Here is a 15198-nt window from a genome sequence, read left to right on the forward strand (position 1 = left end):
GGACTGAGGGAGATCAGTACCCTTGTTCGAAATAACTTTCGAGAATGATGACCGCCGAGGCGGAGTCGACCTTGCCCTTGGTTAGCGCCCGGTATCCGCCTTGTTCGAACAGGCCGGAGCGTGCTTCAACCGTGCTGAGCCGTTCGTCATGCAGGGTCACCGTCACGCCAAATCGACCGTGAATACGGTTGGCAAACTTGCGTGCCCTGGCGGTCAGCGGTTGTTCGGTGCCATCCATGTTGAGCGGCAGTCCCACAATGACTTCATCGGGTTGCCACTCTTTGAGCAGGCGTTCAATGAGGTTCCAGTCAGGGGTTCCATCCTGCGCTTTGATAGCAGGCAGCGGGCGGGCAGTGCCGGTTACCCGCTGACCAATCGCGACGCCAATACTTTTCGTGCCAAAATCGAAGGCCAGTAAGGTTTCGCTCATCATGCGTGCCCCGCCACGCCAGGCATGGTCAGGATATCAATCCCAATCAGTCTGGCTGCGTCGCGCCAGCGATCGGCAATCGGCGTTTTGAATAAAATATTGAGATCCGCAGGCGCTGTCAGCCAGGCGTTATCCAGTAACTCTTGTTCCAGTTGGCCTTTTTCCCATGAGGAGTATCCCAGGGCTACCAGTACCTCGGAAGGTTGTTCTTGTGTGCCCAGGGTTTCCAGCACGTCACGGGAGGTGGTGATCACGGTGTTATCTGAAATCAGAATACTGGACGAAAAACGCGACGGCGGGGTATGCAGAATAAACCCACGGTCTTCTGCCAGCGGGCCGCCCAGCATCACGGCTTTATCCAGGCGAATGGCGGGATCACGGGGTTCCGGCGTTATTTTCAGCTTTTCCAGAATCCCTTCAATTTGTAGATTTTCCAGAGGCTTATTGATGATGATCCCCATTGCGCCATTTTCATTATGTTCGCAAATATAGACCACAGAGCGGCGGAAAATCGGATCCTGAAGAGCAGGCATGGCAATAAGAAAGTGATGCTGTAAATTCATTGTCAGAGGTTCTGTTCCTGGTTTAAAAAGCAACAGGGGTCAGTATGTGGGTAAAGAGCACGGATGTCACTACCGGAGGCCGGATAAGACGCTCGCGTCGCCATCCGGCATCGGTGTTTTAATGCCTGATGGCGCTGCGTTTATCTGGCCTACAAAGGCATTCTGGATGTCATCATCCAGCAGACGGCTTACTTCTGCAGGCGCGCTTCAATCGCGTCCATCAGCATACCGGTAATTGAGACCGGGAATTCTGCTTCAATCTCGCGAATACAGGTTGGGCTGGTGACGTTAATTTCGGTCAGACGGTCGCCAATGATGTCCAGACCGACGAAAATAAGCCCTTTCGCTTTCAGGGTTGGCCCAATACGACGGGCAATATCCCAGTCGCTTTCCGTTAACGGACGCGGTTCGCCACGGCCGCCAGCGGCCAGATTACCGCGGGTTTCGCCACCCTGCGGAATACGCGCCAGGCAGTACGGCACCGGTTCGCCATCCACCACCAGTACGCGTTTATCACCGTCTTTAATCGCGGGCAGATAGTTCTGCGCCATACAGTAGCGGGTGCCGTGCTCGGTCAGCGTTTCGGCAATCACGCCGAGGTTGGGATCGCCTTCCTTCACGCGGAAGATCGACGCGCCGCCCATACCGTCCAGCGGTTTGAGAATGATATCGCTGTGTTTTTGCCAGAAGGCTTTCAACTGCGCTTTGTTGCGGGTGACCAATGTTTCTGGCGTCAGATCGGAGAACCAGGCGGTGAACAGCTTTTCATTACAGTCGCGCAGGCTCTGCGGCTTGTTCACAATCAGCGTGCCTTTCTCTTCTGTACGTTCCAGAATATAGGTGGCGTAGATAAATTCAGTGTCGAACGGTGGATCTTTACGCATCAGAATAACGTCCAGATCCGCCAGCGGCAGATCCTGTTCGCCGGTAAAGTCATACCATTTGTCGTAATTCTGCTCGACGCTCAGAGTACGCGTGCGGGCGCGGGCTTCACCGTTAATCAGATAAAGATCGGCCATCTCCATATAATGAAGTTCGTAACCGCGGCGCTGTGCTTCCAGCAGCATAGCGAAGCTGGAATCTTTCTTGATGTTGATGCTAGCGATGGGATCCATCACGATGCCGAGCTTGATCATTGTTCTTCTCCGTTAGCCCAGATCGCCAAATCGCACTTGTAGCGCGGTAATGGCGGTGAGCGCAGTTGTCTCTGTACGCAGAACGCGAGGTCCTAACAGGATATCAGTAAACTGGTAGCGTGCGGTCATGGCGATTTCGTCTGCCGACAGCCCGCCTTCCGGGCCAATCAACAGGCGAATACGTTCAACCGGCAGTGGCAACGTATTAATACTGGCACTGGCGCGCGGGTGCAGATTCAGCTTCAGACCTTCATCCTGCTCAGCGCACCAGGCTTCCAGATCCATGGCCGGGCGAATTTCCGGCACCCGGTTACGACCGCACTGTTCACAGGCGGCAATGGCGATTTTTTGCCACTGCTGGAGCTTCTTATTCAGACGCTCGCTATCCAGTTTAACGCCGCAGCGCTCAGAAAAAAGTGGCGTAATGAGGCTTACACCCAGTTCTATTGATTTCTGGATAGTGAATTCCATTTTTTCACCACGCGACATCACTTGTCCGAGATGAATATGCAACGGGGACTCACGGTCGTCTAATTCACCGCTGAGTATCTTCACCTCCACGCTTTTTTTGCTGGCGCTGGCTATTTCGGCATCAAAAACCTGGTTGCTACCGTCAAACAGTTGCAAAGCCTGCCCCGGCCCCATGCGTAACACGCGACCGATATGGTTGGCGGCATCTTCGCACAGCGAAATCTGGCTGCCAGAAGAGAGAGGTTCAGGGTGGTAAATGCGGGGAATGCGCATGGTTAAAAATCCGCGTATCTCCCCACGCAAGCGAGTCACGTGGGGTTGGGTTAACAATTATTCCCGCTAGTGTAGGTTAGCTCTTTTGCGCCTGGCAAGCGCGTTGCACGTACGGGTTGTGGTTCCCTTGTACTCTGGCGATGCGTTCGTCGCGTTCGCATTCCCAGTCGGTGACCGGATATTGCTTATCCCAGGCGTTGAAAAGTTGTGTCTGCTGGCGGGAAAGGTTCAGGTTGTATTGATCGCGCATATAAAAATAAGTACGAGCAATCGAACCCCGTGCGCGCGCTGGCGGTTCAGCCACTTTCTCTTTGAAATCGACCTTCATCGCGCACTGTCCATACTGGCCTTCGCCGCCGTTCCACTGGCTGTACATGAAGTTACCGCGATCGCCGTTGACTTCACCGACCGCCGGTTGCAGGTTATGCATGTCGCTTTCCATCTTGCGGTATTCCGGGTCTTTGGCGCAGTTTTTGCGTCCGCCTTCCTGCCAGCACTGCCGCTGGTGGCCAAATTGCCAGGCGGGTACCACGTGTTCCCATTCGATTCTGCTGGCGCGGTTTTCATTTTTGCGCACTTTATAACCGCAGGAATTCAGGTCTACGACACCTTTTTTACCCTGCCAGTCAATTTTGCATCCACAGTAGAAGTCGCCGGGTACGTCGGCATTGACCTTGACGCCAGCGGCTTTTGCCTGAGAAAAACTGTTAATGCCTTCGGCCAGCGCCGGGCCTGAGAGAGCAGTCGCCAGAAACGCCACTGCAAAAGTAAAATTACGGTACATCACGAGCTCCGTGTTAAATCGAGCTCGCAACGTAGCGAAAGTTGTTCCTGTATGCAATCAGGCAGATCAGAAAAGTTCCTGATAATTCTGAATGTTATTGTGCGACGAGCGGTTCGCCGCAATGGACGCAGCGGTAAGTGGCTTCGCCGCGCACAATTCGGTTATGGCGACGCACGGTGAGTTGATGTTCCTGACATTTGCAGCGGTAGGCAAAGGTGTTGCGACGAACGGATTGCAGCTCAAATTGATGAGTGCGTCTGGCGGGCACGCCAAGGACGTTCTCCATCATCCATTTCCACTCTTTTCCGTGCGGCGCAACACGGCCAAAGTGCTTCCACACCAGTAAATGCGCCAGTTCGTGCGGGACAACTTCGTCGACAAACGCATCGACATTTTCGGCTAATAGCACCGGATTAAGGCGGATTTCATAACTTTCCAGCCAGGCGGTTCCTGCTGCGGTGCCGCGCTGCTGATAGACCAGTTTAGGTTCCGGGTAGTCACGACCCAGTTTCAGGTTAGCCTGGGCGAGCTTTTCCCGCAGGCTGCGCATAACGGCTTGCTGGATGGCGATAGGGAGACGGACGGTTTTCATAACGGCAGAGAATAGTGCGAGGGGGCGGGGACTGCAAGGGGGAAGCTTCCTCCCAATTGCGGGAGGAAGCGGTAGCGGATTAATCGTGAGCGCCGATTTCGCGCAGTCGACGACCTTTCATCAGGTTACGTTCGATGTGTTCCAGGGAGACGTGTTTGGTTTCCGGAACCAGCCAGAGGGTCAGAACGATGAAGAACAGGTTCAGACCGGCGTACACCCAGAACGTGTTTGCGTTGCCCAGCGTGTTGAGCATGGTCAGGAATGTCGCGCCCACAATCATATTGGCAATCCAGTTGGTTGCCGTAGAGCAGGTGATACCAAAATCACGGCCTTTCAGCGGCTGAATTTCAGAGCACAGTACCCAAATCAGCGGGCCGGCGCTCATCGCAAACCCGATGATAAACATCAGCAGCATGGCGATGGCAAAGTATTGTGCGGAGGCCGAATGGATACCGATATGCATCATGGTGCCCAGTGTACCCATCCCGATAGCCATCACCAGGAAGCCCAGCGTCAGCGTTGGTTTACGACCCCAACGGTCTACCAGACCAATGGCGATGAAGGTCGCCAGAACGTTGGTCAGACCGACGATAACGGTTCCCCACATCTGTTCCGTGGTGTTGGTGTAGCCCGCCAGTTCAAAGATTTTCGGCGCGTAGTACATGATGACGTTCATCCCGGTGAACTGCTGCATCACCTGTAACAGCACGCCCAGGAAGACGGCACGGCGGAAGTTGCTGTTTTCTTTAAACAGCGCCCAGCCGCTCTGTTTCACCTGCAGGCTTTCGCGGATTTCGTCCAGCTCGCGTTTGGCTTCTGCGCTGGTATCACGCAAACGCAGCAGGACGCGTTCTGCATCCACGAAGCGACGTTTCGCGGCAAACCAGCGCGGGCTGTCCGGCAGGAAGAACACGCCAATCAGCAGCAGAATGGCGGGAATAATGATAACGCCTAACATCCAGCGCCATGCACCGCTGTAGCTGAAGGCGGTATCGGAGAGATACGCGCCCAGAATACCGATGGTGATCATTAACTGGTACATCGAGATCATGCTGCCGCGAATTTTCTCCGGCGCAATTTCGGATAAGTACAGCGGCGCGGTGTAGGAGGCGACACCGACGGCCAGACCCAACAGCACGCGGGAGATAATCAGGATCTCAACGTTAGGCGCGGCGGCAGAACATAGCGAACCGGCTACAAACAGAATCGCCCCGATCATCAGGCTTTTCTTACGACCCAGTTTGAAGGAGAGCCAGCCGCTGCCGACGGCACCGACAGCGGCGCCGAACATCATCGAACTTACCACCCATTCCTGAGTGTGCGGGCTTATCTGGAATTCGTCAGTGATGAAGGGTAATGCACCGGCGATAACACCGATATCCAGGCCAAAAAGTAATCCAGCCAGGGCGGCAAGAAAGCAGACAAAAAATGTCATTGTCTTGTTCGAACGCCCCTGTTTTTTAGTGTCAGGCATAAAGCCCTCCGATTGGGTTGCCAATTTTGTTGATGGTAAGGGTAGGTGAGTACGGCGTAAAAATATGTGAGGTTAATCACATTGGTGTAATCGGTTACACTGGTATTTAGTTGGTGTATTATTTAATTATATGAAAAATAGTGAATTTAATAATCATGTAACATGAAGTGTTGCCCGGCATTAAGATAATGCCGAAATGTAATGTAACAACAACGCCTGTCTGACTGTGGTGAAGCATTACTCCAGTTTTAATAACGTAAAATTGAATGTAATCGCTTCCATTGTTTAGCTGTGGAAGGGTAAATACGGAAAACCGGAATGGGTAACAGCGGGGGAAAGGCGGTATGAGAAAAGCAAAAGGCCAGCACGAGGCTGGCCTTTAAGAGCGTTCAGTCAGAGGATTATTTCAGACCGGCGGCATCACGCAACAGTTGCGCTTTGTCGGTTTTTTCCCATGGGAAATGTTCACGACCAAAGTGACCATAGGCTGCGGTTTCTTTGTAGATCGGGTGCAGCAGATCCAGCATCTGAATCAGGCCGTAAGGACGCAGGTCAAAGAACTCGCGCACCAGCAGAGTCAGTTGCTCTGAAGGGACTTTCTCAGTACCAAACGTTTCAACCATGATGGAGGTCGGCTCCGCCACGCCGATAGCGTAGGAGACCTGAATTTCACAACGGTCAGCCAGGCCCGCAGCAACGATGTTTTTCGCGACATAACGCGCCGCGTATGCCGCAGAACGGTCAACTTTAGACGGATCTTTACCGGAGAAAGCGCCGCCGCCATGACGTGCCATACCGCCGTAGGTATCTACGATGATTTTACGCCCAGTCAGACCACAGTCGCCCATTGGGCCACCGATAACGAAACGGCCGGTTGGGTTGATGAAGAATTTGGTGGACGCGCTCAGCCATTCGCTCGGCAGAACCGGTTTGATTATCTCTTCCATCACCGCTTCTTGCAGGGATTTCTGGTCGATATCTTCGGAATGCTGAGTGGACAGAACCACGGCATCAATGCCGACGATTTTGCCGTCGTCATACTGGAAGGTCACCTGGCTTTTCGCGTCCGGACGCAACCACGGCAGCGTGCCGTTTTTACGCACTTCAGCCTGACGCTGCACCAGACGGTGTGCGTAGGTGATCGGCGCTGGCATCAGCACGTCGGTTTCATTGGTGGCGTAGCCAAACATCAGGCCCTGATCGCCAGCGCCCTGTTCCAGCGGGTCGGCACGGTCAACGCCCTGATTGATATCCGGGGATTGTTTACCGATAGCGCTCAGCACTGCGCAGGAGTTCGCGTCGAAACCCATGTCGGAATGCACATAGCCAATCTCGCGCACCGTATTACGGGTGATCTCTTCAATATCAACCCAGGCGCTGGTGGTGATTTCACCGCCAACTAAAACCATACCGGTTTTAACGTAGGTTTCACATGCGACACGTGCTTTGGGATCCTGTTCCAGGATAGCGTCCAGCACGGCGTCAGAGATTTGGTCAGCGATTTTGTCAGGATGCCCTTCTGAAACGGACTCAGACGTAAAAAGGTGTTTTGCCATGTTTAATTTCACCTAAGGAGAATTTGTTTAGCTCAAACTGTTGTGCGGAGTAGCCATAGCCGAAGATTCTACCAAGGCCTGCAGGTTAGCGACACTGGCAGTCTGAGTGTTAATCAGTATGGATGGATTAACATCTGGATGGCTATTTTAGGTTACTTGTTCACCCGATTTCCAGCTTTTTTTGAGTAAAGCCTCATTGCGTTGAAAACACAGCTGGAAATTTTTCCTGACGGTGATGGCAATGTACGCATTTATGTTTTGCTTTTTACGCTTCATGTCGGTATAAAACGCGGCGCGCGGCTCATACAGCACACGACGTTTTCATCGTGTTGCCACTTCCAGCCGGGCTAAAACTTTTGCTTTGGCTTGTGGGTTCGTTCCGTGTGGAGCGGCCGTGGAGGTGATACGAGATAATGAACCGTTGTATTCTGCTGAATCAGTCGCACCGTTCTGGTGTACGAATGTCCCCCACATACTGCATCTCTGCTTTGCATACCTGCCGATGTTATACCCATCTCGGCGCTTCTCAGGACTCCAGGGCCGGTTACGGCATCTAAGGACTGAACAAGGGCGCTCTTGGTTAAACAAGAGTTTTCTCGTGGTTTCGCCGAACCGTCATGCTTAAGTTCGGTTACGTGTTTTACAATGATATGAAAAAGAAACCGGTCGCGCAGTCGGAGCGTCAGCACTATCCGCTGGAAAATCCGCCTGTTTATGGGTTGTTATCGCGTCTTCGGACTGCGATAGTAGTCAACTGTTTTACACTTGTTAATAAAATCTGAGGTTCGCTATGTCTGACGACATTTCTATGGGTTCGCTTTCGTCAGCAGGCGGACAGGGTGTACTACGCTCCATGCAGGAGGTTGCAATGAGTTCCCAGGAAGCCAGCAAGATGCTGCGTACTTACAATATTGCCTGGTGGGGCAATAACTACTACGACGTCAATGAACTGGGACACATCAGTGTGTGCCCGGACCCGGACGTCCCTGACGCGCGCGTTGATCTTGCCAAACTGGTAAAAGCGCGTGAAGCGCAAGGCCAGCGTCTGCCGGCATTGTTCTGCTTCCCGCAGATCCTGCAACACCGTCTGCGTTCGATTAACGCCGCCTTCAAACGTGCGCGTGAATCCTACGGTTACAACGGCGACTATTTCCTCGTTTACCCGATCAAAGTTAACCAGCACCGTCGGGTGATTGAATCGCTGATCCATTCCGGCGAGCCGCTGGGACTGGAAGCAGGTTCTAAAGCAGAGCTGATGGCGGTTCTGGCACATGCCGGAATGACCCGCAGCGTGATCGTCTGTAACGGCTACAAAGACCGTGAATATATCCGTCTGGCGCTGATCGGCGAGAAGATGGGCCATAAGGTCTATCTGGTCATTGAGAAGATGTCGGAAATCGCCATTGTTCTGGATGAAGCCGAGCGTCTGAACGTCATTCCGCGTCTGGGCGTGCGTGCGCGTCTGGCGTCGCAAGGCTCCGGCAAATGGCAGTCTTCAGGCGGTGAAAAATCCAAGTTCGGCCTGGCGGCGACTCAGGTATTGCAACTGGTTGAAACCCTGCGTGAAGCCGGGCGTCTGGACAGCCTGCAACTGCTGCATTTCCATCTTGGCTCCCAGATGGCGAACATCCGCGATATCGCGACCGGCGTACGTGAATCCTCGCGATTCTATGTTGAACTGCACAAACTGGGCGTCAATATTCAGTGCTTCGACGTCGGCGGCGGTTTGGGCGTGGATTACGAAGGAACCCGCTCGCAGTCTGACTGTTCCGTCAACTATGGCCTGAATGAATACGCCAACAACATCATCTGGGCGATTGGCGATGCGTGTGAAGAGAACGGCCTGCCACATCCGACGGTGATCACCGAATCCGGGCGTGCAGTGACGGCACACCACACCGTGCTGGTTTCCAACATCATCGGCGTTGAGCGTAACGAATATACCGAACCTACAGCGCCTGGCGAAGATGCTCAGCGTGCGCTGCAAAGTATGTGGGAAACCTGGCAGGAGATGCACGAGCCGGGTACCCGTCGCTCATTGCGTGAATGGCTGCACGACAGCCAGATGGACTTGCACGATATCCACGTTGGTTACTCTTCCGGGACGTTTAGCCTGCAAGAGCGTGCGTGGGCGGAACAGCTTTACCTCAGCATGTGTCACGAAGTGCAGAAACAACTGGACCCGCAAAACCGCGCGCATCGCCCGATCATCGACGAACTGCAAGAACGTATGGCGGACAAAGTGTACGTCAACTTCTCGCTGTTCCAGTCAATGCCGGATGCCTGGGGTATCGACCAGTTGTTCCCGGTTCTGCCGCTGGAAGGGCTGGATCAGGTTCCAGAGCGTCGTGCGGTGTTGCTGGATATCACCTGTGATTCCGACGGGGCTATCGATCACTACATCGACGGTGACGGCATTGCCACCACCATGCCGATGCCGGAATACGATCCTGAGAATCCGCCGATGCTCGGCTTCTTTATGGTTGGCGCGTATCAGGAGATCCTCGGCAACATGCATAACCTGTTCGGCGATACCGAAGCGGTTGATGTGTTTGTCTTCCCGGACGGCAGCGTAGAAGTTGAACTGTCTGACGAGGGCGATACGGTGGCGGACATGCTGCAATACGTACAGCTGGATCCGAACACGCTGCTGACCCATTTCCGCGATCAGGTAAAACAAACCGATCTGGATGATGCGTTACAACAGCAGTTCCTTGAAGAGTTTGAAGCCGGACTCTATGGGTATACCTATCTGGAAGACGAGTAACCGCTCGTGCCCGGTGGCGCTGCGCTTACCGGGCCTACGGGATACTTGAACCTGAACAATTTAACGGCGATAATTACGCCCAATACGTAATATGCAAATCAATCCCTTCCTCGTCGGGCCTAACGACGCGGAGGGGATTTTTTTTACAGTGATTTTATAAGAGGTCAGGACATGAGCACTTTAGGTCATCAGTACGATAACTCTCTGGTATCTAACGCGTTTGGTTTTTTACGCCTTCCGATGAACTTCCAGCCGTACGACAGCGACGCTGACTGGGTGATCACCGGCGTTCCGTTTGATATGGCAACGTCCGGTCGCGCGGGCGGTCGTCACGGCCCGGCGGCTATCCGTCAGGTATCAACCAACCTGGCCTGGGAGCACAACCGCTTCCCGTGGAACTTCGACATGCGCGAACGTCTGAACGTCGTAGATTGCGGCGATCTGGTGTATGCGTTTGGCGATGCCCGCGAAATGAGCGAGAAATTACAGGCGCACGCAGAAAAGCTGCTTTCCGCCGGTAAGCGTATGCTCTCCTTTGGCGGCGACCACTTTGTGACGTTGCCGCTGCTGCGCGCACACGCGAAACACTTTGGCAAAATGGCGCTGGTGCATTTTGATGCGCATACCGACACTTACGCCAACGGCTGTGAATTTGACCACGGCACTATGTTCTTTACCGCGCCGAACGAAGGTCTGATCGATCCGAACCACTCCGTGCAGATCGGCATTCGTACCGAGTTCGACAAAGACAACGGTTTTACCGTGCTGGATGCCTGCCAGGTCAACGATCGTGGCGTGGATGACATCATCGCGCAGGTGAAGCAGATTGTTGGTGATATGCCGGTGTATCTGACGTTTGATATCGATGCGCTGGATCCGGCCTTTGCGCCTGGCACCGGCACACCGGTGATCGGCGGCCTGACTACCGATCGCGCCATTAAGCTGGTGCGTGGTCTGAAAGATCTGAATATCGTCGGTATGGACGTGGTCGAAGTGGCTCCGGCCTACGATCAGTCTGAAATCACCGCGCTGGCCGCGGCGACCCTGGCGCTGGAAATGTTGTACATCCAGGCGGCGAAAAAAGGCGAATAAGCCTCAGACGCTCACTGCTGCTGCGCGACGTATGCGTAGCAGCAGAATTCCTCCAGCCAGCAGCGGCGTCTGCCAGGTCACCAGCGCAAAACCGCAGCCCAAATCGCGATGCTGCTTAATAATCCCTGTCGGTAATGTAATTTTCTTTCAATAACCTGAGTTAATAATAAAGCGGAAAATCCATAACCCAGAAGAAAGCATGTCATCCGCATTCTCTGTAACATTTTGTTTTCATTTAACTGAGGGTGTTCGACAAATTCCTGATTTAAAATCATTACCGGGATATTCACCCGGTCAACGTAGGAGCGAATAGTTAGCAACAAGAGTGCTATTGTTCCTTGCCATCTTACCGCCATCAAGCCCGCCTTAACCTTTCTGTTTATTTATATTTTTATCAATGTGATTGTCACGCAGCTAAAATGGTTCACCTGTGAAACTCATTGTTTATAAACAATAAAATAAATTATTGTTTCACAGGTGAAACTCTGTGTTTGCTCGGCTTTATTATTTTCAAGGAGTAAAAAGAAAAGAAGTCAATATCTATTATTCAAAATAAGAAACCATCAATAAGCGTATCTATTCACATCAGAATAATGAAAATTTCATATCGCTGCATTTTTTCGTGATCGTTTGCACACTTAGCTAATTAACTGCGCATTAATTAACAAATTAGTCACATTTATGCTTGACGAAACATTCACCGCTTTTATATTGACCGTATTAAATAAGAAACAGAGTTTCATATATGAAACAAAAGCCTGGAGGATCGCGATGAGCTGGATAGGCGTATGTGACGCAGAACAAGTACAGGAAGATTTCCCTTTTAGCGGCAATGTCGAAGGCAAAGAGATCGGCGTTTATTTAATTGACGGTGAATATTACGCGCTGGAAGACGTATGCCCTCACGCCTATGCGCTGCTGAGCCAGGGTTTTGTGGAAGACGGCAAAGTGGAGTGCCCGCTGCATGAAGCGGTTTTCGATGTCAAAACCGGGCAGTGCCTGCACGGCCCCGGCGGCCGCAATCTTAACCGCTACCCGGTTCGGGTATTTGAAAACCAGATCCAGATTACGTTTATCGAGGAGACCGTGGCATGAGCGACACCCCGAACTTTAACCCGGCACTGCCGGAAAGCCGCCAGTTTACCCCGCCCGCAGAAGGCGGCAACGGCGCAATCCATAAGCCGGGTGATTACCAGAACCTGATCTGGCAAACCCGCAGTCGCACGCCGGAAAACTGGGAAGTGAACCTTATCGCCACGCTGGAAGATCTCTTTGAGCAAGGGGCCGAAACCCTACCGGAGCTGGTGAGCGGGCTGAACGCGGTGCGTATGCACGACCAGCAGGGCGAGCCGTGGAGCGATGCCAGCTTCGAGGCATTCTTACAGGTTAACGGCTACTGAGGGCAAGGCGATGACGACAACCGTACAAAATTATCTCGATAAAGGCCTGCGCGGTCTTTGGTATCCGGTACTGGCCAGTTGGGAAGTGCAGTCTGCGCCGGTGGGCATCACTCGTCTTGGCGAGCAAATCGTGGTCTGGCGTAACAAAGACGGCCAGGTGCAGGCGCTGGAAGACCGCTGTCCGCACCGGGGCGCACGCCTGTCGATGGGCTGGAATCTCGGCGACCGCATTGCCTGCTGGTATCACGGCGTAGAAGTGGCTGGCAACGGCGAAGTGAAAGATGTCCCCGCCGTCGACAAGTGTCCGCTGGTGGGCCAGCAGTGCGTGCGCAGCTACAACGTCCAGGAGGCGCACGGTGCCATCTTCCTGTGGTTTGGCGTGACAGCCGATCAGCAGCCGGATGCGCTGAGCTTCCCGGCTGAGCTGGCCGATACGGAAACCTACAGCAACTTCCTGTGTACTGCGGCCTGGAAATGTAACTACCAGTATGCGCTGGAAAACGTGATGGATCCGATGCACGGTACCTATCTGCACTCTTCATCGCACTCGATGGCGGAAGGCGACCGCAAGGCCGATATGGTGCTACAGCCAACCAAAACCGGCTTTATCTTTGAGAAAAAAGGCCAGAGCGGCGTCAACTTTGACTGGGTTGAACTGGGCAACAGCGGCACCTTCTGGATGCGTCTGTCCATTCCGTATAAGAAGCGTTTTGGGCCGGGTGGTCACTTCTTTATCGTCGGTATGGTGGTACCGGAAGATAACGACAACTGTCGCGTCTTCTTCTGGCGTATCCGCCGCGTGCAGGGTTGGCAGCGTGACATGTGGCGCTTTATGTACCGCAACCGTCTGGAAAAACTGCACTGGGAAGTGCTTGAGCAGGACCGCGTAGTGCTGGAAAGCATGGCGCCGAACGCCCGTGACCATGAGTATCTCTATCAGCATGACGTCGGTCTTTCCCGCCTGCGCCGGATGATGCAAAAATCGGCCAAAGAGCAACTGGCCATCCGCGAACAGCAGCAGGGGGTTGCCTGATGAATGGGCTGTTGAACGGTAAACGCATCGTAGTGACTGGCGCTGCGCGCGGCCTGGGCTACCACTTCGCCAAAGCCTGTGCGGAACAGGGGGCGGCGGTGGTGATGTGCGACATCCTGAAAGGTGAGCTGCTGGAGCGTGCGCACCAGTTAAGCGAGCAGGGCTACACGATTGAATCACACGTTATCGACCTGGCGGATGCTGACTCAATAGACGCGGTATTCAACGCCGTTGGCGAACGCGGGCCAATTGATGGCCTGGTGAACAACGCGGCGATGGCGACCGGCGTCGGCGGTAAAAACATGATCGATTACGATCCGGATCTTTGGGATCGCGTGATGTCCGTGAACGTGAAGGGAACCTGGCTGGTGACACGCGCCGCAGTCCCGCTGCTGCGTGAAGGTGCGGGGATCGTCAATATCGCGTCGGACACCGCGCTATGGGGCGCGCCGCGCCTGATGGCCTACGTCGCCAGTAAAGGTGCGGTGATTGCTATGACCCGCTCAATGGCGCGCGAACTAGGCGAAAAACGCATCCGTATCAACGCCATCGCGCCGGGGCTGACCCGCGTTGAGGCGACAGAGTACGTGCCTGCTGAACGTCATCAGTTGTATGAAAACGGCCGCGCACTCACCGGAGCGCAGCAGCCGGATGATGTGACCGGCAGCGTGGTATGGCTGCTCAGCGATCTGTCGCGTTTCATCACCGGGCAGTTGATTCCGGTCAACGGCGGCTTTGTTTTTAACTGATTTTCGGAGTCGATATGGCAAACGATCAGGAAGTGAAATATCTGGTGCCGGGGCTGGAGCGCGGATTGCAACTGCTGCTGGCTTTCGGCGAGCAGCATCGCGAACTGACCTTTGCCGAGCTGCACCGGTTGGTGGATATGCCGAAGGCCACCGCCTACCGGGTGGTGCAAACGCTGGAGTATATGGGTTTTCTGGAGCGCAATACGCGCACCAACACCTTCTCGCTGGGCATGAACGTACTGCGTTTGGGTTTTGAATATATTGCTTCGCTGGATGTGGCCCAGGTGGGCCAGCCGGTGATTGAACAACTGCGTGACACCAGCCAGTGCAGCAGCCATCTGGCGATCCGCGATGGGCGCGACATTATCTATATCGCCCGTGTCAGCGCCGCTGGCTCGCGTATCAACCAGGTCAGCATTGGCACCCGCTTACCGGTGCACTGCACCTCGCTGGGGCGCATGCTTCTGACCGACCTTAGCCGCGCCGATTTTGAACAACTGTTCCCGCAAGAGCGCCTGCCGGGGAACACGCCGGGCCAGTTGCAGGACCGCGAAGCGCTGTGGCAGATGGTGCAGCAGGATAAGGTGCGCGGCTACGTGATTGGCGAATCTTTCTTCCGCCACGGCATCTCCTCCATCGTTTATCCGGTGTATGACCGCTGCGGGAAAGTGGCGGCTGTGGTGAGCATTCTGGTGCCGTCGGAAGAGATCCCGCAAAGCGATCGCGAACGGCTGCAAAGCGAGGTGAGCCTGGCGGCGGATAAAATTTCCGGCTTCTTAGGTTATCTCTCGAAAGCTAGCTAAATCAAAAGATTAACGCCAGGCGCTTGACTGCGTCGGGCATATTTTACGCCCAAATTCGGGTGATGAACGGTAAAT

17 protein-coding genes and 1 pseudogene are annotated in these 15198 nt (G+C 54.0%); 9 read left to right on the forward strand and 9 right to left on the reverse strand.

Going from position 1 to position 15198, the window contains the following annotated elements:
- Positions 1-13 precede the first annotated feature (13 nt).
- The 8 genes from ruvX to metK all read right to left on the reverse strand — a co-directional run bounded on the left by ruvX (position 14) and on the right by metK (position 7279).
- Positions 14-430, reverse strand: coding sequence for a Holliday junction resolvase RuvX (gene ruvX, locus ACO7SM_RS03435; protein ID WP_490470858.1), 417 nt, complete (start codon positions 428-430; stop codon positions 14-16).
- Positions 430-993: a YqgE/AlgH family protein gene (locus ACO7SM_RS03440; RefSeq protein WP_490469697.1), complete on the reverse strand. Its 564-nt coding sequence runs from the start codon at positions 991-993 to the stop codon at positions 430-432. Before ACO7SM_RS03440 ends, ruvX begins: the two co-directional genes overlap by 1 nt.
- A 188-nt stretch (positions 994-1181) precedes the next feature.
- Entirely contained in the window at positions 1182-2129 is a 948-nt protein-coding gene (gene gshB / locus ACO7SM_RS03445) for a glutathione synthase (protein ID WP_490469698.1), read from the reverse strand.
- A gap of 12 nt (positions 2130-2141) precedes the next feature.
- A complete protein-coding gene (gene rsmE, locus ACO7SM_RS03450; RefSeq protein WP_490469699.1) occupies positions 2142-2873 on the reverse strand; it encodes a 16S rRNA (uracil(1498)-N(3))-methyltransferase in 732 nt (243 codons plus the stop codon).
- A gap of 76 nt (positions 2874-2949) precedes the next feature.
- Positions 2950-3657, reverse strand: coding sequence for a deoxyribonuclease I (endA, locus tag ACO7SM_RS03455; RefSeq protein ID WP_490469700.1), 708 nt, complete (start codon positions 3655-3657; stop codon positions 2950-2952).
- A gap of 94 nt (positions 3658-3751) precedes the next feature.
- Positions 3752-4249, reverse strand: a complete 498-nt coding sequence (locus ACO7SM_RS03460) for a SprT family zinc-dependent metalloprotease (RefSeq protein WP_271443935.1) — start codon at positions 4247-4249, stop codon at positions 3752-3754.
- A 79-nt stretch (positions 4250-4328) separates the two neighbouring features.
- Complete coding sequence (gene galP / locus ACO7SM_RS03465) at positions 4329-5723, reverse strand: galactose/proton symporter (protein WP_490469701.1); 1395 nt, start codon at positions 5721-5723, stop codon at positions 4329-4331.
- 401 nt (positions 5724-6124) lie between these two features.
- A complete protein-coding gene (gene metK / locus ACO7SM_RS03470) occupies positions 6125-7279 on the reverse strand; it encodes a methionine adenosyltransferase (protein WP_490469702.1) in 1155 nt (384 codons plus the stop codon).
- A gap of 413 nt (positions 7280-7692) precedes the next feature.
- On the opposite strand from metK, the gene ACO7SM_RS03475 reads away from it, so the two are divergent.
- The 4 genes from ACO7SM_RS03475 to speB all read left to right on the forward strand — a co-directional run bounded on the left by ACO7SM_RS03475 (position 7693) and on the right by speB (position 11138).
- Entirely contained in the window at positions 7693-7836 is a 144-nt protein-coding gene (locus ACO7SM_RS03475; protein ID WP_276293946.1) for a hypothetical protein, read from the forward strand.
- Between the two features lie 93 nt (positions 7837-7929).
- A complete protein-coding gene (gene yqgB / locus ACO7SM_RS03480; RefSeq protein WP_162380248.1) occupies positions 7930-8061 on the forward strand; it encodes an acid stress response protein YqgB in 132 nt (43 codons plus the stop codon).
- Between the two features lie 8 nt (positions 8062-8069).
- A complete protein-coding gene (speA, locus tag ACO7SM_RS03485; RefSeq protein ID WP_203360024.1) occupies positions 8070-10046 on the forward strand; it encodes a biosynthetic arginine decarboxylase in 1977 nt (658 codons plus the stop codon).
- Between the two features lie 171 nt (positions 10047-10217).
- Positions 10218-11138, forward strand: coding sequence for an agmatinase (gene speB, locus ACO7SM_RS03490; RefSeq protein ID WP_162380198.1), 921 nt, complete (start codon positions 10218-10220; stop codon positions 11136-11138).
- 89 nt (positions 11139-11227) lie between these two features.
- Here speB and ACO7SM_RS03495 read toward each other — a convergent pair.
- A pseudogene (locus ACO7SM_RS03495) lies at positions 11228-11494 on the reverse strand (MFS transporter); the annotation flags it as partial.
- A 415-nt stretch (positions 11495-11909) separates the two neighbouring features.
- On the opposite strand from ACO7SM_RS03495, the gene ACO7SM_RS03500 reads away from it, so the two are divergent.
- From ACO7SM_RS03500 to ACO7SM_RS03520, 5 genes are read left to right on the forward strand one after another with little or no spacing between them, the layout of a single operon-like run.
- Positions 11910-12233 (forward strand): Rieske (2Fe-2S) protein, encoded by a 324-nt coding sequence (locus ACO7SM_RS03500; RefSeq protein ID WP_035892012.1) that lies wholly within the window; start codon positions 11910-11912, stop codon positions 12231-12233.
- Positions 12230-12538, forward strand: coding sequence for a recombinase-like helix-turn-helix domain-containing protein (locus ACO7SM_RS03505; RefSeq protein ID WP_490469703.1), 309 nt, complete (start codon positions 12230-12232; stop codon positions 12536-12538). Before ACO7SM_RS03500 ends, ACO7SM_RS03505 begins: the two co-directional genes overlap by 4 nt.
- Positions 12539-12548: 10 nt before the next feature.
- Positions 12549-13571 (forward strand): Rieske 2Fe-2S domain-containing protein, encoded by a 1023-nt coding sequence (locus ACO7SM_RS03510; protein WP_490469704.1) that lies wholly within the window; start codon positions 12549-12551, stop codon positions 13569-13571.
- Entirely contained in the window at positions 13571-14320 is a 750-nt protein-coding gene (locus ACO7SM_RS03515; protein ID WP_490469705.1) for an SDR family oxidoreductase, read from the forward strand. The genes ACO7SM_RS03510 and ACO7SM_RS03515 overlap by 1 nt, the downstream gene beginning before the upstream one ends.
- A 14-nt stretch (positions 14321-14334) precedes the next feature.
- A complete protein-coding gene (locus tag ACO7SM_RS03520; RefSeq protein ID WP_490469706.1) occupies positions 14335-15123 on the forward strand; it encodes an IclR family transcriptional regulator in 789 nt (262 codons plus the stop codon).
- Positions 15124-15198: the final 75 nt, after the last annotated feature.

Source organism: Citrobacter sp. LJND-P06 (genome assembly GCF_058188415.1).